This is a genomic window from Streptomyces sp. NPDC048650, from assembly GCF_043199095.1.
In the GTDB taxonomy this organism is placed as follows: domain Bacteria; phylum Actinomycetota; class Actinomycetes; order Streptomycetales; family Streptomycetaceae; genus Streptomyces.
The window spans coordinates 302882-328323 of record NZ_JBICVM010000001.1; the positions used below are offsets into that span (position 1 = coordinate 302882).

General features: G+C 71.6%; 15 protein-coding genes. All 15 read right to left on the reverse strand.

From position 1 onward, the window contains the following. Nucleotides 1-71: 71 nt before the first annotated feature. The 15 genes from ACGFML_RS01450 to ACGFML_RS01520 all read right to left on the reverse strand — a co-directional run bounded on the left by ACGFML_RS01450 (nucleotide 72) and on the right by ACGFML_RS01520 (nucleotide 25411). Nucleotides 72-989, reverse strand: coding sequence for a peptidoglycan-binding protein (locus ACGFML_RS01450; protein WP_393538737.1), 918 nt, complete (start codon nucleotides 987-989; stop codon nucleotides 72-74). Beyond that, entirely contained in the window at nucleotides 989-2620 is a 1632-nt protein-coding gene (locus ACGFML_RS01455; protein WP_393538739.1) for a DUF6519 domain-containing protein, read from the reverse strand. The genes ACGFML_RS01450 and ACGFML_RS01455 overlap by 1 nt, the downstream gene beginning before the upstream one ends. A gap of 78 nt (nucleotides 2621-2698) precedes the next feature. After that, nucleotides 2699-4912, reverse strand: a complete 2214-nt coding sequence (locus ACGFML_RS01460; RefSeq protein WP_393538741.1) for a hypothetical protein — start codon at nucleotides 4910-4912, stop codon at nucleotides 2699-2701. Further along, nucleotides 4909-8727 (reverse strand): putative baseplate assembly protein, encoded by a 3819-nt coding sequence (locus ACGFML_RS01465; protein WP_393538743.1) that lies wholly within the window; start codon nucleotides 8725-8727, stop codon nucleotides 4909-4911. Before ACGFML_RS01465 ends, ACGFML_RS01460 begins: the two co-directional genes overlap by 4 nt. After that, nucleotides 8724-11951, reverse strand: a complete 3228-nt coding sequence (locus ACGFML_RS01470; RefSeq protein ID WP_393538745.1) for a putative baseplate assembly protein — start codon at nucleotides 11949-11951, stop codon at nucleotides 8724-8726. The genes ACGFML_RS01465 and ACGFML_RS01470 overlap by 4 nt, the downstream gene beginning before the upstream one ends. Then, nucleotides 11948-12334: a GPW/gp25 family protein gene (locus ACGFML_RS01475; protein WP_393538747.1), complete on the reverse strand. Its 387-nt coding sequence runs from the start codon at nucleotides 12332-12334 to the stop codon at nucleotides 11948-11950. Before ACGFML_RS01475 ends, ACGFML_RS01470 begins: the two co-directional genes overlap by 4 nt. Beyond that, nucleotides 12331-12675, reverse strand: a complete 345-nt coding sequence (locus ACGFML_RS01480) for a hypothetical protein (protein WP_393538749.1) — start codon at nucleotides 12673-12675, stop codon at nucleotides 12331-12333. The genes ACGFML_RS01475 and ACGFML_RS01480 overlap by 4 nt, the downstream gene beginning before the upstream one ends. Nucleotides 12676-12742: 67 nt before the next feature. Continuing rightward, a complete protein-coding gene (locus tag ACGFML_RS01485) occupies nucleotides 12743-13270 on the reverse strand; it encodes a phage baseplate assembly protein V (protein WP_393538751.1) in 528 nt (175 codons plus the stop codon). Nucleotides 13271-13331: 61 nt separating this feature from the next. Further along, nucleotides 13332-14474 carry a hypothetical protein gene (locus ACGFML_RS01490; protein WP_393538752.1) on the reverse strand — a complete coding sequence of 381 codons (1143 nt, stop codon included), beginning with the start codon at nucleotides 14472-14474 and terminating at the stop codon, nucleotides 13332-13334. Next, nucleotides 14467-14847, reverse strand: a complete 381-nt coding sequence (locus tag ACGFML_RS01495) for a hypothetical protein (RefSeq protein ID WP_393538754.1) — start codon at nucleotides 14845-14847, stop codon at nucleotides 14467-14469. The genes ACGFML_RS01490 and ACGFML_RS01495 overlap by 8 nt, the downstream gene beginning before the upstream one ends. Before the next feature lie 3 nt (nucleotides 14848-14850). Beyond that, complete coding sequence (locus ACGFML_RS01500) at nucleotides 14851-15516, reverse strand: hypothetical protein (RefSeq protein WP_393538756.1); 666 nt, start codon at nucleotides 15514-15516, stop codon at nucleotides 14851-14853. Continuing rightward, nucleotides 15513-16157, reverse strand: a complete 645-nt coding sequence (locus ACGFML_RS01505; protein WP_393538758.1) for a hypothetical protein — start codon at nucleotides 16155-16157, stop codon at nucleotides 15513-15515. The genes ACGFML_RS01500 and ACGFML_RS01505 overlap by 4 nt, the downstream gene beginning before the upstream one ends. A gap of 28 nt (nucleotides 16158-16185) precedes the next feature. After that, on the reverse strand, nucleotides 16186-23058 hold the full coding sequence (locus tag ACGFML_RS01510; protein WP_393538760.1) for a DUF4157 domain-containing protein: 6873 nt from the start codon (nucleotides 23056-23058) through the stop codon (nucleotides 16186-16188). After that, the gene (locus ACGFML_RS01515) at nucleotides 23055-23378 is read right to left on the reverse strand and encodes a hypothetical protein (RefSeq protein ID WP_393538762.1); all 324 of its coding nucleotides are present in this window, start codon (nucleotides 23376-23378) and stop codon (nucleotides 23055-23057) included. Before ACGFML_RS01515 ends, ACGFML_RS01510 begins: the two co-directional genes overlap by 4 nt. Then, nucleotides 23369-25411 carry an ATP-binding protein gene (locus tag ACGFML_RS01520; RefSeq protein WP_393538764.1) on the reverse strand — a complete coding sequence of 681 codons (2043 nt, stop codon included), beginning with the start codon at nucleotides 25409-25411 and terminating at the stop codon, nucleotides 23369-23371. Before ACGFML_RS01520 ends, ACGFML_RS01515 begins: the two co-directional genes overlap by 10 nt. Nucleotides 25412-25442: the final 31 nt, after the last annotated feature.

A 25442-nucleotide genomic window follows, 5' to 3' on the forward strand; every position in this document is an offset into this window, starting at 1 on the left:
ACGGCCGGGCGGTTCTCTGTGGGGGAGAACCGCCCGGCTTTCGGCGTTCCGCGACGGACCCGCGGCGGACGCTACGAGTTGGGCACCCGCAGCCGCTCCCAGCTGACCCGGCCCGGCACCCCGTCCGCGTCCTTCCCGGAGAACCCGAGCTTGCGCTGCCAGGCCGCGTACGACTTGCGGTGCGCTTCGTTCCAGTCCGGGCCGGGCGTGCCCCGGTAGTGGCCGCAGCCCTCGTCCGCCAGCCGCTTGCCCATCGCCGCGATCACCGCGCTGCGTTCGCCCGAGCGGAAGAAGCCGCCACCGGGGAACGGCTCGTAGGGCGGGTACTCCGGCTTCGGCGGCAACGGCCGGCCGCCGCCGTCCCCGTCGGTGCGGTCGCCCTCGACGTCCGCCGGGGCCTTCGCCAGCCGTCCCTTGATCCGGTCGCGCAGGCCGTCCATCGTGAAGCCGCGCGGATCGACCTTCCCCGGCTGCCACTCCTTGTGGCCGATCACCGAGCGCTCGCTCCACTCGTGCGCCCGGCAGATCGCCGCCGACACCTTCTCGATCGCCAGCCGCTGTTCCGCCGGCCACGGATCCTTGCCGTCACCGAGGTTGATGCACTCGAAGCCGTAGAAGTGGCGGTTGCCGTCGGTGTCGGCGGCGTTGTCGGGCGGCAGTTCCCGCTCGTCGACCACCGCCTCCAGGACGTCGCGGTCGCCGAGCCCGGCGTGGTTGGCCCGGCCGTTGCCGACGAGATGCACCTCGCCCTGCTTGTCGATCACGCCGTGGCACAGCGGCCCCGGAAGATCGGAGCGGCCGTCGTAACACAGGTCCACGGAGCTGTCGGTGCCCTCGGTCGCGGTGTGATGGATCATCACTCCGTTCACCGGGCCCCAGCTGCCCTTGGAATTCCGGTTGTGCGTGCGCCAGCTACGGACCTCGTGGACGGTCAGGCCCTCCGCGCGCAGCGCTTCCAGGAGCCGGGTCGCGGTCAGGGGGGTGGCCATCAGCCCTGCCCTCCTTCGTCGACCGCGGCTTCGGCCGCGGCGGTCGTCTGTGAGCGGCTCGCCGCCGGCGCGGACTCTCCCCCACCCGCCGGCCCGGCGTCGTACGTCTCCTCGTCCCGGGCCCGGGCCTCCGCCTCCAGCGCGGCGTCGTCGGCCGCCGGGACGGCCGCCGACAGCGGCCGGAACGCCAGCCGCAGATCGGGCATCGCCTGCTCGCCGTGCACCCAGGCCAGCGGCGCGTGGTGCACCGCGACCCCGGCCGGGTACTGCAACAGCGGGCGGCGCGCCGCGTCCGCCGGCCACTCCACGCTCCCGGTGGCCGTACGGGCCGGGATCAGCCAGAAGTCGCCGGTCCGGTAGGTGCCGCCGGCCGCGAAGTAGACCTCGACGCCGTCCTCCAGGGGCAGCCAGCCGCCCTCCTCGACCGGTAGCGCGCCGTGCGTGAGCCGCCCGCCCCGCCCGCCCCGCCCACTTCGCCCGGCCTGCCGGGCGCCGCCCTCGCGGTGGTCCCAGCGGCGCAGATACGGATGCAGCTCGGGCCGCCGCCCGACGCCCGGCGCCGGCTCGTCCGAGAGGCGTACCCGCCGGCCCGGCAGGTCGAGCTCCTCCACCCGCAGCAGCGGCAGCGCCTCGCCCCGGCTCGCGGTGGCGGTGTCCACGAACTCGACCAGGTCCCCGACGTTCAGATCCAGCTTGTCGTCGTTGCCCAGTGTCGCCAACTTGGCCCAGGCGCCGTCCAGTTCATCGACCGGGAAAGTGACGGAACCGTTCTCCCGGGACCATTTGAACGTGGCGTCCCGCGCACCGCCCGCGTCGTGCACCTCGACCCGGTAGAGCTGGTTCTCCGGACCCCGGTAGCGGGCGTCCGGGCGGACCAGGCACGGGTCGTCGTCCGCCTGGTCCGGGCGCTCGCTGCGTGCCGCCAGGCGGGAGGCGGGGGTGGACGCCTTCCGTGCCCAGTCGTCGAACGCCTTCCGGATCTCGTCGATCGACGGGTCGTCGCCCTCCAGGCCCAGTTCGGTGCCCGGCAGGGCCAGCACCTGCCACACCACCTTGGCGCGGGCCGCGGTGTCCGGCAGGGCCGAGCCCAGCGCCACCTCGCGCAGCACCGGGTCCTCGGCGGCCGTGACGGACCGCTCCCACACCTTCAGATAGGCGAGGTACGGGAACTGGGCGGGCAGCCGGTCGCCGGGCCGCTCCGGGTCGCGGAAACCGTCCGGCTGGTCCCAGTACGTCCAGGTGACGGGCGCCGCGGTCGGCTCGCCCGCGTCGTCGGCGCCGTCCGGGCCGTCCTGCTCGGCCGCCCCCGCCCCCGACGCCGCGGGCACCGGCACGCCGGGCTGCGGGCGGGTAGCGTCGCACAGGATGCCGTCCACGTAGTAGCGGCCGCCGCCGATGACCAGGTCGTCGAGCTCGCGACTGCCGCCCCGCAGGTCGATCCGGAAGCCGGTGGCGCCGCTCGGCCCGCCGTGCCCGCCGATCAGATCGGCGGCGAGGGTCCGGGCCTGGAACAGCTGGATCGCGGTCTGCTCATTGGCGTCGGCATCCAGCTGGACACGGCCCTGCTGGGCGATCACGGCGGAGTAGTGGCGCTCCGGGCGGTGGGTGAGGCGCGAGAGATCAGCGTGCATGGAAGGGGTCCCCCTCGTACGGGATGTCGCGGTGATCGGTGGGCATGGGTGGCTGGTTCGGTTCGGCGCGGCGTCGCGTCATGTCACGAACACGATCCCCGCGTCGGTACCCGCCGGGGTGTACTCCGCGAGCCGGGCCCGCAGACTGTCCTCCCGCTGCGGCTGGTAGAGGTCGTGGTACGCGCCCATCTCGGCCCCGTCCTCCGCGCCCCGCCGGATCTCCTGCGCGCAGCCCGCCGCCAACTGGCAGTACCACGGCGTCCCGTAGCGTTCGCCGCGCAGCAGCGGCCGCACCCGGGCGGCGTCCTCGGGCCCCGCCAGGTCCGGCTGGCAGCGGTGGCGGCGTGGGGTGCGCGACCCCGGCGGTACGTAACTGAACCGCAGGCAGCCGATGCCGCGCCGGGCGACGTGCAGCCGCCCGGTGAAGACGCTGTTCTCGGCCAGCTCCACCGCGTGGGTGTGCACCTCGCCGATGACGGTCGTGCGGTGCGCGTACAGCACCGCGTGCGCATGTCGGCAGTCCGGCGCCGACAGTGCCGCACGGTCGTGCCCGGTGGCGTCCAGGATGCTGTCGCGCAGATGGATCGGCAGTGGGTCGGTGCCCACCTCGTCGCCGATCACCTCGATGGTGCCCAGGACGGTCCGGTCGATCTCCACGCACACGGTCGTCCGGTCCAGGACGAGGCTCGGCTCCTCCGGGGAGTGCGGCGCGCACTGCGGCTCCAGCGACCAGCCCGGCACCAGCGTGCAGTGCCGCAGGACGAGGGAGCCCATCGGGCCGGTGACGTTCAGCCCCCGACCGGTCACCAGCAGCCCGTCCAGCACCATCCGCGGCCGCTCGCCCGGTGCGCAGTCGGCCTCCCTGGCCCGGATGTTGAGCGCATCGGGCCGGTTGCTGTACCAGTCGAGGAGCCGGATGACGGGCCGGGTGCCCTCGGCGGCACGCAGCGCCAGCCGGTCGCCGGGGTCCAGGTCGAAGTCCAGCTGCTCCTGGTAGGCGCCGCTGTGGGTGATCTCGATGATCCCCTCGGGGCCGCACCGCCCGGCCCGCCGGTCGTGCTGCCAGGCGCCGTACGCGTCCATGATCCGGTGGAACGGCCGGCCCGGCCCGACCTGGTACACGGCCGCACCCGCGGCCGTCACCTCCCCCCGACCTTCGACCGGGGGGACCTCCCGCCCGCTTCGCTCGCGCGCGTACTCGCCGCCGCCCAGCTCGTCCCCGAACCCGTAGTGGTAGTCCACCCACACGCCCTGCCGGGGTGCCGAACGCGAGCCGAACGCCATCCGGCCCAGCTCCGGATCGACCGCGATCTGTCCGCGCCGGGGCCGGTAGCGCCAGTCGCTCAGGTCGGCGACGACGATGTCGGACAGCGGGACGGGGGTGTCGTGCCCGTCCCGGCGGATGACGAAGCTCTTGCCCGGCCCGTAGTAGTCGGCGAGCCGGTCGTGCAGCCGGCGGCGCCGGATCGCGGCCGGGACGTTGTCGAGCGCGGCGATGTGCGACGCGGACGGCTCCGGCTCCGGCCGGGTCACCAACGCCGTGTCATTGCCCAGGATCGAGAAGGTGTAGAGGCTGCGGGCCCGGTCGATGCAGTACGCGGGCGCCCGGGTCACCGGGTACGGCTTCAGCCGCCAGACGAACAGCCCCACCCCGGCCGGGGTGTAACCCCCCTGCCTGCGCGCGGAGTCGACCCGTCGCACGTCCACCGTGCGCGGCACCGTCCCGAACGGCCCGTCCGCCAGATCCAGCGCCGCCCCGTCCCGTACGTCCACCAGCCTGCCGCGCCCGAGCCGCCGCGCGTTCGCGGCCTCGGTGCCCGACCCGTACAGCTTCACCGGCTGCTGGTGCGCGACAAGTCGGGAGAACTCCACCGCCCGCGCCGGCCATCCCGCCACCGACTCCGACAGCTCCTCCAGCAGCGCGAGGGTGCCCTTGCGCCGCCGGTTGCCGACGGTGGCCGCCACGTCCCGGCGGGGCGCCAACGCCTCGGCCAGCCGCCGCCGCGAGGAGTCCGGCAGCCCGCCGTCCCGCAGCCCGGTCGCCGGCACCCGCTCGTACCCGGGCAGGGGGCGGTAGCCCACCAGGTCACCGATATAGGGCAGCACCCACTCGGCGGCGCTCTCCACGAACCAGTCGTCGTACTGCTGGGCGACCCCGTCGCGGACCCGGTCCACCTGCTCGGCGATCACGGCCAGCAGCGCCCGCAGCGGCTCGCCGTTCTCGGCGTCCCGCAGCCGGTGCCACTGCGGCAGCAGCTCCGCGAGCCCGTCCGGCTCCCTGGTCGTGCTCATCGGGTCACCTCCGTGAGGATCAGCGTGTCCTCGACCTGTGGCGAGAACAGCGCGAGCTGGGCCGGCCGGATGCCGCGGAACACGCAGACCGCGCGTCCCTCGGCCAGCGGCCGGGTGTCGGTGATGTCGGGGTTCAGGCGCAGGAGTTCGGCCAGCGCGAGGCCGTACCGCGCGGCGACGGCGGACAGGGTCTCGCCGCCGTCCGCCGTCACCTCGTGGATCCGCTCCTCGTACCGGCCGAGCCGGGACGCCACCGAGCCGCTCGGCGGTGCGGCGAACCGCTCCGCCAGAGAGGAGAGCTCGGCCGGGGTGACGGACGCCGGGACACCCGTGAAGGCATCCACATCCACGTAATCGACCCCCGCTACGGACTGGGCCGCGGCCAGCACCTCCGACAGCTGCGCCGGCTGCCCCAGCTCCCGACCGTCGTAGCCGAGCCGGGCCAGCAGGGCACGCCGCACCCGCGGTTCGACCAGCGGCCAGGCGTGGTCCGGCGCCACCTTCACCCGCGCCGCGCACAGCAGCACCACCGGCTCACGTACGTCCACCCGGACCGGCAGCCGGGCATCGCCGTACTCGGCGAGCGAGGACCGCAGCGCCCGCAGCACCTCCGCGTCCGGTGCGATCGGAATGTCGTCCACCCCCGCGACCGTCACATGCAGCACCTTCCGCCGCCCGTCGTGGAGTTCGCGGGCCGAGGCCCGGCCGATGCCCGCCCGGGAGCGCGCGAAGTCCTCGTAGTCGCGCAGCGAGACCAGCCGGTCCAGCGCGGAGACCGCGAGCGGGACGGTGCGCCGCGTCAGGCCGGGGCCGTCGGCGTCCGCGCCGCCGGTCGCCGGCTGCGGGTTGGTGACGCCGGTGACGCCCAGCGGCCGGGTGATGGCCTGCGTGATGCGGTGCGCAGGGACGTTGGCGGCCTGCCCGGTGCCGAAGCGGTAGCGGGCCCGGACGTTCTCGTGTCCGGTGGGCAGCCGGGCGCCGTGCGTCCCGTCGCCGAAGGTCACCGTCGTACGGCTTCCCCCGCTCCCGGCTCCGCTCGACCGGGAGGTGCCCCCATCCGCGGCGCCGAGCACGTACACCCGCTCGCGCGGGCCGCGCCCGGCCAGGCTGTCGACCGGGTGCCACAGCAGCCCGTCCACCCGGATCTCCAGCTCGGGCGTGGCGCCCAGGGGATTGTCCGCGGGCAGCCAGGTCAGCGGGGACTGCCACAGCGCGAACGTCTGGTGCGCGCGGTTCGCGTCGCCGCTGCCCAACGGCTCGTCCCGGAGCTCGCCGTGGGTGGCGGCCACGACGTTGCCCTGGATGCGGACGGTGTCGCGGCGGTAGCGGTAGGCGAGGTCGGCGGTGAGGGTGAGCGTCGTATGGACGTGATCGCCCGGCAGGTCGGGATCGAGGCGCTGGTCGACGGCGGCGATCACCGCCAACTCGGTGCCCCGGACCCCGGCCGAGCCCGGGATGTCGGTGCGCTCGCCGGAGACGACGAGGTGCCGGCCGGGCAGCAATCCGTCGTAGAGCAGGCCCAGTTCGAGTTCATTGCCGTGCACGTCCTCGCCCAGCGGCTCCTCCGCCATCCGCAGCGGCTGCCCGCCCGCGTGCACGGTGGTGTCGCGGATCGCCGAGAGCGTCACGTCGTGCGCGTCCAGCCAGGGGTCGGCCAGGGTCAGTTCGGTGCCCCGGCCGGTGATGCCGTAGTTGGTGTACGCGGCGGTGCGCACGGCCGTGACGCGGGTCGTGACGAACGCCAGCTTCTTGTCGCCGGGGATGCCGTCCGGGCCGTCCGCTCCCTTGCGGGGGCGCTGGATCACGACCCAGCCGCCGACCGTGATGCCGTCCTGGACCGACTCCAGCGGCAGCACATAGCGATTGGCGGGCGGCGGGACCGTCGCGATGCCGATCTCGACGGACGGCGGTTCGCTGCCCGGGGCGCGGCGCACGGTCACCTCGTACTCGCCGTGCCGGATCTGCCGAGCCTCGCCCGGGGCGAGGTGCCACTCCTTCGTCTCGCCGTTGTGGATCGCGACCTGGATCCTTCCGTTGTCGTCCGGCCGGGACACGAACAGGGTGCGCTCGGGCAGGCCGGAGAGCAGCCGGGCGGTGACCCCGGCCTCCTGCGAGTCGGCCGGGCGGCGGCCCAGCCAGCTCAGGTCGTGGTCCTGGGCCACGTGGGTGGACAGCTCCACCCGCCCCGGGCCGAAGTCGAATGCGGTGTCGGACGGCAGGTTCTCGGTGCGCTGCACCGAACTGCCGGTCTCGGTGTGCTGGAACTCCGCCTTCACCGGTACCCGCCCGGCCGTGTCGAACAGGACCCGCACGCCCGTCAGGACGCCGCCGGTCAGCGGCCAGTCGGACTGCCGGATGACGCGGCCCTTGTCGTCCTGCACGGGCTTGAGCGGTGCGGTCGACCCGAAGGGGGCGGACGTCACCCGCATCGCCAGCAGCGCGCGCAGCGCGGCGGGCACCTCGGGCGCGGCCTGCCGCCACGCCGCGTACATCCCGTCGGCCAGCCGCGGATCCAGCGCGGACAGCAGCCGCGCGGTCAGGTCGGAGCCGGGCCCGAACAGCCGGCCCGGGTCGCGCGAGACGGCCCGCGCGCCGGACGGCGGGCGGACCACGCTGGTGCGCAGCGCGGGCAGTACGGCGCCGAGCGCCCGCAGCGCGGCGGAGGTCTCCGGTGCCCGCCCCGCCGCCTTCGGCCCGGCAGGTACGCTCCGCGCGGGCGCCAAGTCCGAAGCACGCTCGCGGAGTTCACCGACCACCGCCGCCAGCTGCTCGAACCAGGCCGACACCGCCTCGTACGCCTCGGCCAGCACCTGCGCCTCGGCCAGCCGCTCGTGCGGGGCGGCGAGCCGCTCGGCGAAGGCCGCGGGCGTCGTGATGCCGTCCAGGTCCTTGCGGAGCGGCGCCAGCACCTGCGCGTCGAAGGTGGCGATCAGTTTGCTGACCGGCCGCGGGTTCGGGGTCTGCGGGGTGGGCGGTCCGGGCTCGTCCGGGTCGTCGGGGTCCCCGCCGTCCGCCGGCTCGGTGATCCACTGCCGCAGCTCGTCCACCAGCTCCTTCAGGGTGGGCGGCGCGGACTGCGGCAGCCCGATGGCGGTGAGGTCCTCCTCCCGGTCGGTGCGGACCTTCGCGACGGGCAGCAGCAGCTGCTTGTTCCCGAAGTCGAAGAGCAGCTGGTCACCGGTCTGCAGGGAGGTGGAGGTGCCGGAGACGTACAGCTCCGAGCGCTGGGCCAGATCCTCGGGCGTGATCAGGGCCGGGCGGCGCCTGCGCACCGTCAGCTCGTTCCACGCCCAGCGGGCGGTGAGGTCCTCACCGGTCTCGAAGGTCTGCGACTCCTCGCCGGTCGCGGCGGGCACGCTGTGGCTCCGCGCGCCCCGCGGGATGACCACCGGCAGGTCCTCGGCACGCGGGTCCTTGTCCATGGTGTACGCGAGATGGGTGTCGGCGGCGACGCCCGGCCGCGGCCGGTGGCCCACCAGCCGCCCCAGCAGGGCCAGCGACCGGTGTGCGTTGGCGGTCCGCAGATAGCCCTCGTCCGCGATCCGCTCGGAGTGGAACGTCAGGACGTCACCGAGGACCGCCCAGGCGTCGAGCAGGCCGATCGCCGGGTCGTCCGGGGTCCGTACGGTCAGGCCGCGCAGCGCCGGATAGGCGGGCGAGGCGAGCCGGTCGAGCATCCCGGCCAGGAACGAGCCGTAGTCGCCGACGCGGTAGTCGAGGGCCGTGCGGCCCGGAGGGTTGTGGAGGGAGTCGGGGGCGCGTCGCTCATCGCTCGTGCCGCCCCCGCAGCCGCATCCGCACGTACCGGCATTCATCGGGCACCCCCGAGCTCGATGACCAGCCGGCCGTTCTCCGGCCGGTCCGGGTCGTTGTCGCACACGGCGATCTCCAGCGGGCCGAGCCGCAGCACACCGTCCTCCAGTGCTCTGTCGTCGAGGGTGTCGACGCTGTCGATGCGCTCCTGGGAGAAGAGCCGTTGCAGCCTCGTCACCCGTACGCTCCGCACGCCCGGCACCGCCGCGGCCACCGCGACCAGCCGGGACAGCCGCACCGGCTCGCCGAACGTCAGCGCGTCCGGATGGAAGAAGCCGAGCCGGCCGTCGGACAGCCGCCGTCCGCTCAACACCCGCGACAACTCCGCCAGGATCCGGCCGTGTTGGTGGCCGGGTGCGGCGCAGACCTCGATCCCGATGTCCAGCGGCACCGTGCGGGCCGGCCCGACCACCAGGTCGTGTCCGATCCGCCGGTAGCTCTCCAGCGCGTACGCGACGGAGTCCAGCAGCTGCGACGTCGGCTCGCCGGACCCTGCCGCGTCGACGGCGACATGCGCCTCCTGGACGCTGCCGGTCCAGCGGATCTCCGCGGCGGCCCGCTGCACCCCGGGCAGCGCCGAGGCCAGCTCCGCGTAGTCCGCGGCGGTCACCGCGCGCAGCCGGGTCCGCTTGAGGTCCAGCGGAGCGAGCTGGCGGACCTGCTCGATCGGCTCGGGCCCGGCGCCGCCGGTCGCGGGCAGCGGGTTGCGTACGCCCGCCACCGGCATCGGGACGCCGGCGTCCGACGTCCTCGGAGCACGGCTGAGCACCAGATGGTTGATCGCCTCGGCGCCGACGTTGCCCGCCGTGCCGCCACCCAGCCGATAGTGCAGGGTCAGACGGCTGCCGGGCACCGGACGGGCGCCGTAGCGGCCGTCACCGAACCGCAGCGCGATCCGGCCGTCGTCCTCCAGCTCGCCCACGAAGTGCCGGTCCCGGGGGCCGCTGCCGAGCAGGTCACGGCGCGGGACCCAGGTGTCTTCCCCGTCGTGGAGACGTACGGCCGGGAGCGCGGCCCGTGGATCGGGCAGCAGGGCGGACGCCGGGCCGTGCAGCACCGGCTCGTTCGGATGCAGCCCCACCGCGTACGCGGGGCCCCAGGTGTGCGCGATCTCCCAGGCGATCCGGCCGTCCAGCACCGCACCCGCGCGGGCCCGTGCGCTCAGCACGTCCAGGCGGCGCAGCTTCGCGTCCAGCAGCCGGTCGCCGCGGTGCAGCAGCTCACGCAACGCCCGCACGGGGTGGTGGCGCAGCTCCAGCCGCTCCAGGACCTTGAGGCCGAAGACCACCGTCAGTTCGGCGATCTCCTCGTCCGACAGCCCGTCGCGGTCGCGGGCGCTGCGCCACAGCTCCACCAGCCGCGCCCGCGCCCGTTCCCGGATGCCGGCCAGTCGGGTCGCCTGCCCGGCCGCGACCTGCGCGGGCTGCGGGAAGGGAACGGTCTGGGCGACGGGGGAGCGGTGCAGGACGGGGCGGAAGCGCGGCGCGATGCCCGGGTACACGGACTGCGCGAGCAGCGTCCGCAACGCCTCGGCCTGCGCGTACACCGTCCCCGGCACGACCTTCTCGCGCCGCTGCCCGGCAAGCTCCAGGCCGAGCCCGGCCCGTACGGTCTCCGCCTCGCCGACGACCGTGAACAGCTCACGGATGTCATCGGCGGTCAGCGCCTGATGGCAACCGGCCTTCTCCAGCAGGGTGTTGATGGTGCGTGCGGTGGCGTTGCCGTCGTCCTTGACGTCGCCGCAGCCGAAGGCGGGCGGCTCGCAGGACCCGGCCACGGCCGGTACGGGCGGCACCGTCACCGTCTCCGGCACGCCCTCCGAGGCGCCCTCCGGCACGCCCGCCGGGCACTCCCCGAAGGTCAGCGACCGCCCGTGGTCGACGAGCGCCACATTGCCGCGCGCGACGCTCACGTCGTCCACCGGCCGGCAGTCGCTGCCGCCCCGCGTGGACAGGCACAGCGGGAACGTCAACGCGTCCTCCGGCGCCCAGGTCACCTCCAGCACCGGCTGGTTGTCGAGCCGGTCGACGCCGGGGGTGACGGAGGTCAGCCGGACGGCCTGGCGGTGGCCCGGGTCCTGGTCGCCGGGCGTCCCCGTGCGCGGACCCTTCACCTCCTCGAAGAGCAGCAGGTCACCGGGGGAGAGCCGCAAGGAACGGGCCTCGCACGCCTCGTCGGTCCACGCGTCCCGCAGCGTCGCCGATGTCGCGCCCCTCGGAAGCGCGCACACCTCGTCGCCCCAGGTCCACAGGCGGATGGCGTTGTGCTCCGGGCGCAGTCCCAGCGGCGCGTCCGACACCGGCTCGAAAACCTCGACCGACCCGCGCTCGTCCAGCACGGCCAGATCCCGGTCGTCGATGACGGTCCCGACCTCGGGCCGGTCCTGCGGTCCGTACGTGCGGACGTCGACGGCGGCGAACCGGAACTCGCCCGGCAGCAACGTCAGTTCCTCGGCCGTCTGGACGGCGACGAACGCCCGCGCGCTGCACCCGTCGTGCATCGGGTAGTCGATGAGCCGTACGTGACGGCGTACCGAGACCCGCCGCCGTGCGGTGTCGAGGTACGCCTCCGTCGCCACGGCGTCCTGCTGATAGCTGATCCGGTCGGCCGTGTACGCCAGCAACTCGACCAGCGTCATGCCCAGGTCGGCGGGACTGCGCTCGACCCAGTCCGGCGTCGTCAGCCGCAGCCGGTCCAAGGCCAGCTGCCGCAGCGTGTCGTAGTCGCGCGCGGTGTAGTCGATGACCGGGGCGGGCCGGAAGGTGTCCGGGCAGTCGGCGCCCGCCTCGTCGACGCAGTCGAAGGGGCTGGGGCAATCGGCCCGGAAACGGAACTCCGCGCCGAAATACCGCTGGTCGAAGCCCTCGTACGGCTCGGTGCCAGGCCTGCCGTACGGGTCGGTGGTGACGAGCGAGAGCCGGTAGCGGGAGGTGTCGCCGGTCCGGTCCAGGACCACATGCAGCCGGTCGTCCAGCTCGGGGTCCTCCTCCCGCTCGACGCCGACCTCCAGCGCCTCGATGCCGGTGACGCGGCGCCCGCCGTCGATCCGTACGTTCTCCGGGCACAGCCCGTGCGGCGCCTTACCCAGGAACGTGACGGTCAGCGTCACCCCGTCGTCGGCGACCTCTACCGCGTCGATGCCGTTCAGCCGCGCGGCCCTGATGCGCCCGCGCCGCTGGTCGGTCCGGCACACCGGCGCACCGCCGATGAGCTGCTGCTCACTCATATCCCGCCCCGCCCCTCGAACACGTCATCGCGCCGGATCGCGGTGGAGCGCACCACATAGCGCAGATACACCCGTACGACGTTCTCCTCGCTCACGACGTCCAGCGACTCGACCTCGATGAGATCCCCCAGCCAACGCTGCAACGACGCCTGAACGGAGAGCTCCACCGCCGACGCCAGCTCCGGACTGTTCGGCGTGAAGACGAGATCCAGCAGCCCGCAGCCGAAGTCCGGCCGCATCACCCGCTCGCCAGGGCTGGTGAACAGCAACTGCTCGATCAGATCCCGCACATGGTCGTCGTGATCCGCATGCGCGGTCCGCCCCCGCCGGTCGACCCGGAACGGGAACGCCACGTCGGTACGTATCTGCTTCGCAGCCCTCATCGGCTGGACACCCCCTGATGGACGGGCGCCACGACCGGCGGGCCCTGCGGCACCAGCCCGGCGCTGAAACACATCGCCGCCGAGGTGTCCAGCAGGACCGGCACCCCGTCGATCCGTACCTCGGCACCGTCGCCGGCCGGCGTCCAGCGGATGCTGGTGCACGGCTGCGGCCGGCCACCGACGGAGTGCGGGCAGCCGCTGATCGTGAAGAGGTCGGCGGCGGTGGCCACGGGCACACCGTCGACGCGTACGCCCCTCCCGGCGGCCGCGGTGGACACCGCGCGGCCGCCGTGCGGGCAGCTGATCACGGCACCACCGTGGACGAGATTCCCGGTCACCACGTTTCTCGCTCCCCCGTCTCCGCTATCGCTTCCTGGCTCATGTCTTCTCGGTTCATGGCCTCTCGGTTCAGCGCTTCCTCGGCACCGTCAACCGGCCCTCGTTGATGTCGACCTGGTCGCCGACGAGTGAAATGGACGCCCCGGCACCGTTGTTGATCTGAACCCCCGCCGCGTTGATCCGCACATACGCGCCGCCCGGTGCCTGGAGCAGAATCCCTTCCTCCGGCACATCGGACAGCACGATCTTGTGATGCCCCTGCGTCTCGATGACCACCGGCTCGGCCCCGACCCGCGCCCCGGCCTGCGCGTCCACCGGCAACTCGGCCTCGGACCCGTACCAACAGCCGGTCCACACCGGGAAGCTGGGATCCCCCTGCTCGAACTCGATCCACACGCCTGCGCCCTCGCTCGGGATCACGTACTGCCCCGCCTGCGCACCCGTGAACGGGAAGCAGGGCATGGCCCAGGTGGACGCCTCGTCCCCGAGCACGTCCGGCACGTAAGCCGTGATCCGGCCGATCCGCATCGGATCGTTGTTGCTCGCCACCCGGCCCCGGAACTTGCCGAGAAAGCGATGGTTCGATGCTGGCGCCATACGAGCTGCTCCTGGTCGTGTGGTGCGGGGTACGGAGAAGGTGCGGGCGGATGGTCAGGGGCTAGGGACGCACGCGATCGCTGCGGGCGATCAACCCCTCCCGCGACAGCGTGAAGTTCTGCTGGTAGGACCCCGGCCGGAGAGTGTGCGTCACGCTCTTCACGTAGTAATCGCCGTCGTACGTGACCCCCGCACCCCGCACCCCGACCAGCTCCCGCGGCCGCAGCAGATATCCGTGCCGGTTCACGTCCAACTGCCCCGACCCGCTGATCGCATCCGCACTGGTCGCGGCGCGCCCCAACGCCTCCGCCTTCGCCAGCGCCTCGTCCTTCTTCGCGGTGCCCGAGAGCGTCTTGCGCTTGAGAGCGGGCGAGGCACGCCGCCCGAGCGGCGGCCTGAGGGGGCTGATGTCCGGCTGCGCGAGGAGCGGCGCCTGCCGCGTCACCGGGTCCTGAACCCGCGCCTGCGGCTCCTCCCTGGCCGTCCCGTCATAAGCAAACGTCAGCTGATCAACGGTCGAATGCACATCCATATTCACGTTCAAGGCATGCTGCCGCTGCCCGAGCCGCTGCTCCGGCCCCCAGAACGCGGTGGAACGCCCGGGAACCGGTCCGGGGTCGAGGTAGAAGGTGTAGCCGTTAGCCCTCGCCACATCATTCACATACTGCAGATCGGTCCCCGTCTGGTAATCGACCCGCAACTGCTCCCGCGGCGGCTGCGGCACCTGCTCCCGAATGATCCGGGCGTCGATCCCGTAATCCGCGTACTTCGCCAGGATGCGCTCGACCCGCTGCGAGGGGGCGAGATTCGGATACCGGTCGGTCCGCTCCTCAAGGTCCATGAGCAGGGTGAGGTCCTCGCCCGTGACCGTCAGCGTGGTCTGACCGGGCTGATTACTGGCCCCCACCTCCTGCCGCACGATCAATCCGTCCAGCAGCACCACGGGCGTCCCCTTGACCGCCACGGTGAGGATCACCCGCGTCTTGGGATCGAAAAACCCCTCCGGGAGCAGCCGCTGAATGATCGCCCCCTTCTTGGTCAGGTCAAAGGCGAGCTGAAAGCCGCTCCTCTCACCCGCCGTACTGGTGATCTGCGCCGACAGCAGCGCCTCCGTCACCTCCTGCGGCACCAGCCGCGCCAACTTGGGCCCCATGTACAGCGACACATGAATGGGCCCACCCCCCACGGGCAGATCATCAGCCATTCCGCACCCCCGGCCCGCCCAAGCCACCGGGGAACCCACCGGACAGCGGTACGGCTATCTCCTCGCCGGGCTCATCGGTCAATTCGCGCGGGTCGAGCACCGGGTTCGCGTCCGCGATCCGCCACCACTGCCCCGAATCCCCGAAATACCGCTGCCCGAGCTGATCGGCCCGCTCCCCGTCCCTGACGACATGCGGCACGGTCTCGTCGGCATCGTGCTCGATCGGCGGCAACAACCTCCGCTTGGCGTACTTCACTTCACTGCCGTCAGCCGCCCGATGGACCCCTATCTCCACGTCGTGATACCGACTGCTCCGCGGATACGGATGAGCCCCCGGCACATCGTCCAACGCACACTCGTACGGCTCGATCACGCCTCAGATCCCTCCCCCGAGCCCAAGCTGCGCCAGGCTCCCGCCCCGCGCCCGCCGGGCCAACTGCTCCTTCTGCGCGAGATGCGCGAGATACAACTCGGCACCACGATGCCCGGCCGGCAGATCGCTGACCGTCAGCACCTTCATCCCGATGCTGAGCGAGGCCCGTATCGGGTTGAGGTTCACGTCGAACGCCGACTCGTTGACGGACAGCTCGGTCAGCCGGACCGGCATGACGCGCTTGCTCCCCCAGGTGAAGAGCGTCAACGGCATCTCGATCGGGCTGATCTCAATAGTCCCCTTCTGACTGAGCTTGGACGCGGCCCGCAGCTGCGCGGTGGTCGGCTGCACCAGCATTTCGAGGACGGCGAGTTGGGGATGAATCCCGTCGGGCGCGGCGACGTCGAGTTGGTCTGTCGCGTCGATCTCGGCGGTGAACTTCCAGGTCTCCTGCGCGGGGCCTTTAAGGCGTAGCGCCTCGTTACGGTCGCCACCACTCCCGCCTCCGCCACCGCCGCCTTCCCCTCCGGCGGCTTGAGGTGCGACCGAGCGTTCGAGCGTGTCCGGGTTGAACTGCAGCACGATGATGCGCTGGGGGGTGCCGCGCTCGGGGTCGACGATGACCATGCCGGAGCGGATGGGCTTGGGGATGTCGGCGTAGGTGGTCACAGTCGGGCCTCCAGGCGGGCCGCCAAAGGCTGGTAGTCGTAGTCCGCGAAGTGCTCGGGAAGGACCTGAAGCATCGTCCTCAGGCTTTCCAGGGTGGAGTCGTACTCTCTGGCGCCGAGTGGCACATCGGCAAAGAGGTACTGCCAGCCGGTCACGCCCTTTGTGAGGATGAGGTTGTCGAGGTAGTCGCAGTAGTCCAAGTCGAGTTTGACGAAGGTGTGGAACCTGTCGAGGAACCAGATCTCCGGACTTGATACGCCCGGCAGAAACCTCATGGTTGCGAGTTGTCCTCCGCCGCCTCGTGAAATGTCGTCGAGGATGGACAACTCCGAAAGGAGTCTTTCGTCGCTCTTCTCCCAGGCGAAGTCTTGGACCGGTAGCTTTACTTCACTGCTGACATCGATGTTCATGACGTTGAATTCGCCGAAAAGCGAAACATCGGGGTCGGCGATACGCCAGTGCAGTGCCTTGTGCCGGTAAGGGAAGTACGCCTCCTTGATCCGTTCAGTGAGGGTAAATCCTTCCTCGGCCATCAGCTCGAAGATCGCCGTCGGGTCCAGTTCCGGACCGCCCGGCCCCACTTCCTCGAACATGACGTCGAAGTGCGGTGATTCGCGCACTTCGCTGATACTCCGGGACAAACGCTGATCATACGGAAACATTCGGTCCTCACCTTTCCTTGTGCAGCGGGGCCCAGCCGATCTTTCCCGCGGTCTCGAGCCTTCTCAGCTGGGTTATCGCATCCTCGAGCTGGAGGAGCGTCCCCGGCCTACTGCTGTCCCGCCGTGCCCGCATGGCCGTAATGAAGTGCCGCAGGCCGGTGAACTGGCGTCCGGACTGTTTGGCGCGCTCATCCACAATGTGATCTCCCACTGACATCGGGACCCTGAGCCATTTGCGGACCTGCGTGGCCCCGTAAGTATTGATATGGAGCTTTCTCTTCTCGTCGTGCTGGGGTGGTTCCAGATCAAGGCCGAGAGACTTCGTAGCGCCCTTCCGCTGCCAGTCGCTTCGATTCGTTCCGGTTCCCTTTACCTTCTTGTACTGGCCAAAGGTGGAGCGTATGTACGTCGGGATGTCCGCGACGGCCCCTGTGTTGCTGAACTTCACGCGGGACTCGTACCAAATAGGGGCCTGGAATTTGTTCCCGAAGGCCTTCCACGCGGGCTCCTCGATGCCGAGCTCGAGGTCCTTGTTCACCGCGCGTCGGGCCGGCACGAGATTGTTCTCGGTTCCCTTGCCTCCGAGGCGCTCCGGGAGGAGGTGTGCTCTGACCCAGGCGCCGCCTTGCTGGAGCCTCCGTGTGGGGTCGGTGATGTAGTCCCAGCCGGGCGGGCTGGTGTAGGGCTTGCTGCCCTTTGTGGCGCGCCGCGCGCTGAGGAACTCCGCGCTGATCGCGTTGGCCCTGCCGCCGTGGAAACTGGGCAACTTCGGCTTGGGCATGTCGTCGACCGCACCGGGTGCCCCGGGCGGATTGGGATAGGCCGACGGCTCGGATCGGGGCTCGGAATATTCTCCGCCCAGCACTGGGCGTGACGGGTTGAGGGACGCCACGACAGTGAACGGATCGCCGCCGACAGGACCGAGTCCGGTAAGTCGGTAGTAGAGCTTCATTGACCTCAGGAGGCCGAGGAAGGGCGAGCGGGGAATGCCGTCGCGCATCGCCGCGTACAGCCTGGGTCGGATGCGGGACACGATCTTGCGCAGCCGATCGTCCTTGGAATCCCTCGAGTTCTCGTCCTTTTTCGTCCTGTCCTTGACCGGCTTGGACTTGGGCCTGCCTGGGCTGCCCGGCCGGCGCTTGTCGGGGCGAGGCCCGGAATTGCCCGGCGCCTTCTTGTCGCCGTTGGGTCGCGGCCTGCGCGGTGCACCCTTGTCGTCCTTGGGCCTGGGCTTCTTGTCGCCGTCTACTTCGCCGTCCCGGTCCTTGGGCTTGTCAGGTGTGCCTTTGCCGTCCGGGTCCTTCGGCTTCGCCGGGTCGTGGCCCTTGGGCTTGTTGGGGTCGTCCTTGTCAGCGTCCTTGGGTTTGGCGGGGTCTTGGCTCTTCGGCTTGTCCGGGCCGTCCTCGGCGTCCTTCGGCTTGTCCGGAAGCTTGTCCTTCGGCTTCGGCTTCGCGTCCAAGTCGGGTTTCGGCTTCGGTTGGGGCTCCGCCTTCGGCTTGGGCTTTGGGGCAGGCGTCGGGCGGGTGTCCTGCTTGACGGGGGTGTCCTTGTCGAGCCTTGGCCGGCCCGGCTGGTCCGTGGCCTTGGGCTTGTCGGGGCCGGCCTGGTTCTTGGACCTGCTCGGAGCGTCCTTGTCGGTCTTGGGTTTGCCGGGGGTGTGGTCCTTCGGCTTGCTCGGGCCCGCGTCCGTGTCCCTGTCCGGGGTCTTCGTCGTGGGCTTGTTCGGGTCGGCCTTGGGGCCCGGCTTCGCGTTGGGCCTGGTGTCCGGGCCGGTGCCCTTGCCCGGCTTCGGGAGGGTGGAGGTCGGGCGGGGGGCTTCCTTGTCGGGCGCCGGCTGTTCCTTCTTGCCGCCCGTGCGGGGCCGTTGGTCGTCCCCTGCGCCGTTCTGCCTGCCGCCGCCCCCGCCCCCCTTGTCCCCCTTGCCGAGCTTCGCCGCCACCGACTTCAGGCGGCGGCCCACCTTCGCGAGGTACTTGCCGATGCCGTTGAGGAGGGCCTCGTAGGCCAGTTCCAGGAGGGCGACGATGCCGGCCGCGACCGCCTTGGCGAAGAGGACGCCCGCGCCGCCCTGGCGTACCGCCTTGAGCCAGTCGAGGACGGCACCCATCGCGCGGAGGATCTCGCCGAGGGCGCCGATCGCCGTGCGGATCGCGTCGATCACGGCCATCACCCAGCCCGCGCCGGGGATCAGCTTCGCGATGACCTTGGTGATGACGATCTCGCCGATGATGAAGGGAAGCTGGGGGACGATCGCGTCCCAGGTCTCCTTCACGATCTTTTCGAGGGTGAAGCCGCCCTTGATGAGCTTGTCGATGATCGCCTTCGGGATGCCGATGATCTCTTCGATCTTCGACTGGAACCATGCCTTGACCGCGTTCTTGACCTCGCGGAACAGGTGGTTCTTCGCGCCGTCGACCGCCGAGTTCTTCGCGCCGCTCAGCCAGCCGCCAGGATCGTCCATGAAGTCGACCGCGATCATCATGAACTCGCCCAGGGCGCCGAGGAGTTTGGACGCGTACTCCAGCACCGTTTTGATCGCGTCCACGACCGCCTTGATGACGTCCATGAGCATCTTCTTCAGGACGTTCAGAATGTCGCTGAGGAGCTTGGCGATGCGGTTGAGGAGGTCGGTGATGATTTTCTTGAGGAGTGTCGCGAGCTTCGTGACCAGGGCTATCGCCGCCGCTATCAGGTCCGTGACGAACTTCCTGATCCGGCGCGCGAGTTCGATGATCATTTTGACCATGTTCTTCGCGAACTCGATCAGGTCGTTGATCAGGTTCTTGATCGTGTCGACGACGAACTTGCGGGCCTCGTTGATCCAGCGCTCGACGTTCTCCTTGAAGTTCTTGATGAAGTTGACGACCGCATCACGCGCGTCCCGGATGACCCGGACGATCGCGTTCTTGATTTCCCGGACCTTCTCTTTGAGCCAGTCGAAGGCCTTGGTGAGCCAGTTGCCCGAGTCGTTGGCCGCGGTGTCGGTCTTCTGCTTGGCGTCCGTCTCCGCCTTGTCGCCCTTGTCCTTGATCTTCTTGTCGCTGTCCTTCTTTTCCTTCTCCGTGTCGTCGTCGGTCTTCTTTTCCCGGTCCTTGACGTCCTTACGGACCTTGTCGCGCTTTTCCGACTTCTTTGTGCCGAGCTTCTTGAGCTCCTCGTCCTGACTCTTGCGCCAGTCGCCGCGCTGCGACGTGACCTCCGAATGGGCCTTCGCGCGCTCGCCCGTCTGCTCCGCGGTGTTCTTGGCCACCTCGCCGGCGACCTGCTGCTTGTGCTTCGCCTGCGACTCGCGGAAGCCCTTGTCCTTGGTCTGACGACCGTCGGACATCTCCTTGTGGCCCTTGCTGAAACTCTGCTGGAACTGCGGCTTCCGATCGTGCTCCGCCACGGTCGAAGCCGCCTCGGCGGGCACCGCCCCCGTCGACGCCTTGCCCGTGCGCACGCCGCCCTTGCCGCCCTCGCGGCCGGGCACCTTGCCCTTCAGCTCTTCCTTGGGGGCGTTGGGGTAGACCTGGTTCTCGCCCATCGTGCGCCCGGCGTCGTCACGGCCCGTCGTGACGGTCTCCTGGCCCTTGGCGTCGACCGACTGGCCCTGCTCACCGGCCTTCTCGTCGGCGGCGCTCTCCATGTTCACGCCCGGCGCGTTGCCCGCCTGGGCCTGCTTCAGGGCCTCGTCCTTCGTCGGGAGCCCCGCGAACTTGGCGGCCAGCTCCTCCTTGTCCACCTTGAAGCCGAGCTTCTCCGCGACCCAGCCGACACCGAAGCCGAGGGCCATCTTGAAGGTGTCCCAGCCGCCCGGCTCCTCGGCCTTCTCCGCCTCGATCCGGCCCTCGGGCTTCTTCTCGCCCTTGACCTCGGCCTTCTCGTCCTTGGGCGCGTCGGATTTCTTCGCCTGATCCTGGGAGTACTGCGCCGCGGCGTCCGCCCTGGGCTTTCCCTCCAGGGTCTGGGGCGCGCCCGCCGGGCGCTGCATGTTCGGCGGTGCGGCGGCGAGCTGCTTGTGCTCGTCGCCGACCGTGCGGTCCACCGAACCGCCCACGCCGCCCATGGCCTCAAGTGCCTTGTGGGGCTTGAGCTTTGCGGCCGAGGACAGGCCCGCCTCGGGGGAGATCTGTGAGAGGTTCGGTGCGGGGCCCGAGTCCTTCTTCTTCCCCTTGGCCGACGCGCCGCCCTTGCTGCTGCTGCCTCCGCCGCCTCCGCCGCCGCGAGGCGCCTTGGGCGCGGGGGCGGCGTCAGGCGCGGCGGACTTGGCGCCGGGTTCCTCCTTCGCCCCCGGCTCTTCCTTGGGCACCTTCGACGGCTGCGGGTTCTCCTTCGGCGCGGGCGCGGACCCCTTCACCGGTTCTCTGGGCGTGGACTCCTTCGCCCCGGGAGAGTCCGGCCCCTGGGCGTTCGCGCCCCCCGGGGGAGAGCTCTGCCCGGCCGTCTCCGTCTCCGTCGACGGCGGGCCGCTCTGTGCCCCCGAGGACGCCTGGCTGCTCGCACCCCCCGGCGTATCCGCGTTCGAGCCGCCCGAGACATGCGTGTCCCGCGCGGGTGACGGCGACGTGCTGTCCTGGCCCTTGTCGCCACCGGTCTCCGCCGTATTGCCGTCGCCGTGGCCCGCGGTGGCCGGTTCCGCCTTCTTCCGGCCGTCGTTCTTCTGCTCGTCCTTCTTCGGCTCGTCGCCCTTGCCGGCCGTCTCCGGTGCCGCGGACTTGCCGCCCGCGGCTTGCTGGGACTGCTTCTCCTGGGCGCCCCCGGCCTTGTCGCCCGCGCCCTCGGCGCCCTTCTCCTCCTTGGCGGCGGGCTCCTTCGCCTCGCCGCCGCCCTCCGTCGTGCCCGGTGACTCCTGCACCGCCTTCTGCGCGGCGACGGGGCCCGCTTTCGGGTCGTCCCCGCTCTTCGGGTCCTTCGACGCGGCACCCGCGCCCGGCCGGGAGCCGGCGATGCCTTCCGCGTCCGGGTCGCCGGAGAAGGCGTCGCCGGGCCCGCCCTCGGTCTCCACCGACGGCGCGGACTCCAGGGGCGCCTCGGCCTCGGCTTCCTCCGGCTCGGCCTCGGCTGCTTCGTCCTCGGCGTCCTCCGCGTCCCGCTCGGCCTGCACCTGGTCGGCCCTGGTCGGCGGGGGAGCGGGGAAGGAGGGCGCCGACCGGTCGGCCGGCGCGGACGGATCGAGTGTCTTTGCCGTCGGCACCCCGGACACGTCGAGGTCCTGCTCGGGGAGGAAGTCCTCCGGCTGGAGCTTGGAGTCCCAGGCGCTCTGCTCGGCGCCGCCGACCTCCACCTCCGACGTGCTGCCGGAGCCGAACGGATCGTCGTCGGCGGCCTCTTCGGGACCGTCGAGATCCTGGTTGCGTACGCCGTCGAGCCTGCTGGTCCTGCCGGGCAGTTCGGTGTCCCTGCCCGCCGCTCGGGGGGAGCCCTGGGGGGTGTCCCTGCCGCCCTTGTCCTCCTGCTTCACCTGCCGGCCCGCGACGTGCTGCTCGGCGGCTTCCGGGCGGTTCTTCGCCGCGGACTCCTCCTTGCTCGCGGCCGCCGCGCCCTGCTGGGCGGTCTCCTCCTTGCCCGCCGCGCCCTTCTTGTCCTCTCCGCCCTTCTTGTCCTCTCCGCTCTTCTTTTCGTCCCCGCTCTTCCGGTCCGCGCCGTCCTTCGTGCCTGCGCTGTCCTTCTTGCCCTCCTGGGCGCCCTCGGTTTTCTGCTGACCGTCTTCCTTGCCACCCGCGGTCGCCGCGCCCGACGACGGCTCCTTCTCCTCGGAGGCCGAGCCTCCGGCAGACCCCGACTGCCCCTTCCCGGCGGACGAGGCCCCCTCCCTGCCTCCACCCGCCGCAGACTCCTGCGTGCCGCGCGGCGCGCCGCCGCCCTGCGGAGTGCTCCCGCTCTGCGGCGTACCGCCGTTCCGTGGCGTGCTCCCGGGTGTGGGCGGCGCCTCCGCCCGGTCCTTCTCGGGGCCGGGCGCCATGGCGGGCTTCTCCTGCCGGGCCCGCTCCTCCTCCGCCGTGCGTCGCTCACTGTCCCGCTCGATGCGCAGCTCGTCGGCGGCGTCGGGCTCCACCGCCGGGGCATCCTGTGCCGCCCACTCGGTGGTGTCGGCCCCGAGGTCGCCCTGCGCCTCGATCTCCTCGACCAGGTCGAGCACTCGGTCGTGCTCCGAGCCGAGCAGCCGGTGCTCCAGGCGTACGAGCACGTTGTCCCGCAACTCATCGGGCAGCCGCGCCAGTTGGGTACGGGTGCGCTTCGACAGGTCCTCGGGGTCGCCGCGCAGCGAGCGCACGACGGAGTTCGTCAGGCGGTCGAGGAGAGTCGCCGGATCGATCTGCTCGGCCCGGTTGCGGTCCGCATCCACCGTCGCGTACCGCAGCCAGCCCGGCGTGGCCTGCCCCGGCTCGATCTCCGCGGCCGGCTCCTCGTCGCGTACGGAGCCGAACAGCGCCCCCAGCACGGTCTCCTGCGCCGCCGACTCCGCCTTCCGCTCGACCGCCTCCTGCGGCAGGCTCACCGACCCCAGGTCGCGCCCGGCCCGCAGCGCGCCCAGACCGTGCGGGTTCTGGACGGTGTGCAGCAGCTCATGGGCCAGCAGACGCTGCCCGTCCGCCGTGCCCGGCCGGTACGTGCCCTCGCGGAAGAAGATGTCCTGGCCGACGGCGAAGGCGTCCGCGCCCATCATCTCGGCCAGCTGCCCGGAGTCCCGGTCGGTGTGCAGGCGGACCTGGCTGAAGTCGTGGCCGAGCTGCTCCTCCAGTTCGCGTCGGACGCTGAGGTCGAGGGGCTGTCCGGCGCCGCTGACGATGTCCTTCGGCTCCGGGGTGCGGGACGTGGTGGACCGCTCCTTGCGCTTGCGGCGCTTGTCGTCGGTGGCCGACCGGGTGTTCTGCGTCGAGGACTGTGCCGTGCTCATCGCGCGTCCCCCCGTCCTGCCAGCCCGGCGTGCACCGCGCGGGCCAGCGCCTCACCCAGCCGTACCGGAGAGGTGGTCGTCGGCAGTGGCGGCAGCCCGGCGAGGCCGTCCAGTGCCACGTCCGAGCCGTCCGCCGCTGCCAGTGGCACCCCGCGCTCGTGCACCAGACGCGTCAACTCGGCCTGGAACGCGGCCGACACGCGGTCCGGATCCACCCGGGCGTCGAAACCGTCCAGGACCAGTTCGCCGATGTCGATACGGAAGGACCGCGGTGCGGACTCCCGAGTGGGGTGGGTGTTCCTGACCTCGTTCAGACCCATCCGTGGACCTCCGACGGCGTCAAGGAGCGTTCCAGCTTCAGGTATTCGGTACGGGCCGCCGCCAGCATGTGCCGCATCTGGAGACGGTCGCCCTCCTCGGCGGCGAGGAAGGCCCCCGAGAGGGCGATGTTGCGGATCGAGCCGCCTGCGACGGTGAGTTGGGCGAGGAGGCGAGGGTCGATGCCCTTCATGGGGACCCGGTCCGGCAGCACCCGTCGCCAGATTTCGGACCGTTCCTTCTCACCCGGGAAGGGGAAGTCCACGACGAAGCGGATGCGGCGCATGAAGGCGGAGTCCAGGGCCTTCTTCATGTTGGTGGTGAGGACGGCCAGGCCGCGGTACGCCTCCATGCGCATCAGGAGGTAGCTGACCTCCAGGTTGGCGTAGCGGTCGTGGCTGTCCTTGACCTCGCTGCGCTTGCCGAAGAGCGCGTCCGCCTCGTCGAACAGCAGCAGCGCGCCGCCGCGTTCGGCAGCGTCGAAGACCTTGCTGAGGTTCTTCTCCGTCTCGCCGATGTATTTGCTGACGACCTGGGAGAGGTCGACGATGAAGAGATCGAGGCCGAGCTCCTTGGCCATGACCTCGGCGGCCAGGGTCTTGCCGGTGCCGGACCCGCCCGCGAAGAGGGCGGTGACGCCGAGGCCGCTGCGCAGTGCCTTGGCGAAGCCCCAGTCCTGGTAGACGGTGCCGCGGTGGCGTACGTGGGCGACGACCTCCTGGAGGATGCGCAGCTGCCGGTCGGCGAGGACCAGGTCGTCCCAGCCGGCGCGTGGCTCGATCCGCCGGCCCAGCTCGTCCAGGCCCATCCGGGCCTCGGTGAGGCCGGCCTGCCAGGCCAGTTCGGCGGCGTCCAGGGAGTCCGAGCCGGGCAGGTCGCGGCGTACGGTGGCGGCGGCCGACCGTACGACGTGCGGCGGCAGCTGGAACTGTGCCACCAGGTCCTGGAGATGGCGGTCCGTCATGTCCGGGACGTCGGCGAAGGCGTCCACCCACAGGCCGATCTGCTCCTCGTCGGAGAGCTTCGGTACGGTCACCCGCTCGCCCCGCGGCCGGTCGGCCTGCCGTGGGGCCGGGCCGGAGACGACCAGCGGTACGGCCGCACCCGCGATGAAGGAGTCCGCCGCGGCGTGCTGGTCGCGGTCCATCTCGCCGACCTCGACCAGGAGCGCCGCGGGGAGCAGGATCGCCTCGCGCTGCCACAGGCGGGCCAGCCGGTCGCGTTCGGCGGCGTCGGCCGGTATGTCGTCGGCGGCCATGGAGTACAGCCCGAGGCCGGAGCGGCGGGCAGCGGTGGCGGCGATGTCGGCGCGGGTGCGGAGATCGCCGCCGACCAGCTCGACACGGAGCGGCGCATCGGACCCGGCGCCCGCCCAGCCGGCCGCGACCCGGTCGGCGGCCGCGTCGTACGAGGGCGGCAGACCGCCGGGGGCGGTGGTGCGGCGCAGCAGTCCGTGCAGCTTGGCGTCCAGGTACGGAGAGCCGGCCAGGAAGTGCAGGATGCGTTCGTCCAGGCGGAGCCGGGTGGTGGTCAGGCGGGTCTCGTCGTCCAGGTCGATCAGGCGCCAGCGACGGAGCGGGGCGACGGGGGTGAGTGCGCTCCAGTGCGGGTCGGCGAGTGCGGCCAGCGCCAACGAGAACGTCGGAAACGTACGGCTCGGGTCGCTGCTCGCCGCGGCGCAGCGGGCGCCGGTGGTCGGGTCCAGTTCGGCTGCGGCGGCGAGCAGGACGAGCTCACGCTCGAACGGGCTGAGGCCGAAGCAGGCGGTCAGCGCGTCGAGGGTGGGGAGGGCGGGCAGCGGGCGGCCGGGGGAGGGGAGCCCGCCCGGGGCGGGGGCGGAAGGCGCGGCGTCGGCCGAGGGCCGGTCGGCCTCGGGCGCCGTACCGCCGGCCGCAGTGTCTCCGTGGGTCCGTGCGGCGTGGGCGTCCAGGCGCGCCAGGACGGACCGTACGGCTGCGGTCAGCGCAGCGCCGCTCGCGTCGGGAGCCCTCTCGCCGGCCGCCGTGCCCGCTTCCCCGACCCCGCTGCTTCCCATGTCGTCGACTCCCCCCGCTCCACGCACCTGT

Coding starts and splice junctions, on each gene's coding strand:
- ACGFML_RS01450 (WP_393538737.1), bottom strand. CDS start 989: ATGGCCACCCCCCTGACCGCGACCCGGCTCCTGGAAGCGCTGCGCGCG.
- ACGFML_RS01455 (WP_393538739.1), bottom strand. CDS start 2,620: ATGCACGCTGATCTCTCGCGCCTCACCCACCGCCCGGAGCGCCACTAC.
- ACGFML_RS01460 (WP_393538741.1), bottom strand. CDS start 4,912: ATGAGCACGACCAGGGAGCCGGACGGGCTCGCGGAGCTGCTGCCGCAG.
- ACGFML_RS01465 (WP_393538743.1), bottom strand. CDS start 8,727: ATGAATGCCGGTACGTGCGGATGCGGCTGCGGGGGCGGCACGAGCGAT.
- ACGFML_RS01470 (WP_393538745.1), bottom strand. CDS start 11,951: ATGAGTGAGCAGCAGCTCATCGGCGGTGCGCCGGTGTGCCGGACCGAC.
- ACGFML_RS01475 (WP_393538747.1), bottom strand. CDS start 12,334: ATGAGGGCTGCGAAGCAGATACGTACCGACGTGGCGTTCCCGTTCCGG.
- ACGFML_RS01485 (WP_393538751.1), bottom strand. CDS start 13,270: ATGGCGCCAGCATCGAACCATCGCTTTCTCGGCAAGTTCCGGGGCCGG.
- ACGFML_RS01490 (WP_393538752.1), bottom strand. CDS start 14,474: ATGGCTGATGATCTGCCCGTGGGGGGTGGGCCCATTCATGTGTCGCTG.
- ACGFML_RS01510 (WP_393538760.1), bottom strand. CDS start 23,058: ATGAGCACGGCACAGTCCTCGACGCAGAACACCCGGTCGGCCACCGAC.
- ACGFML_RS01515 (WP_393538762.1), bottom strand. CDS start 23,378: ATGGGTCTGAACGAGGTCAGGAACACCCACCCCACTCGGGAGTCCGCA.
- ACGFML_RS01520 (WP_393538764.1), bottom strand. CDS start 25,411: ATGGGAAGCAGCGGGGTCGGGGAAGCGGGCACGGCGGCCGGCGAGAGG.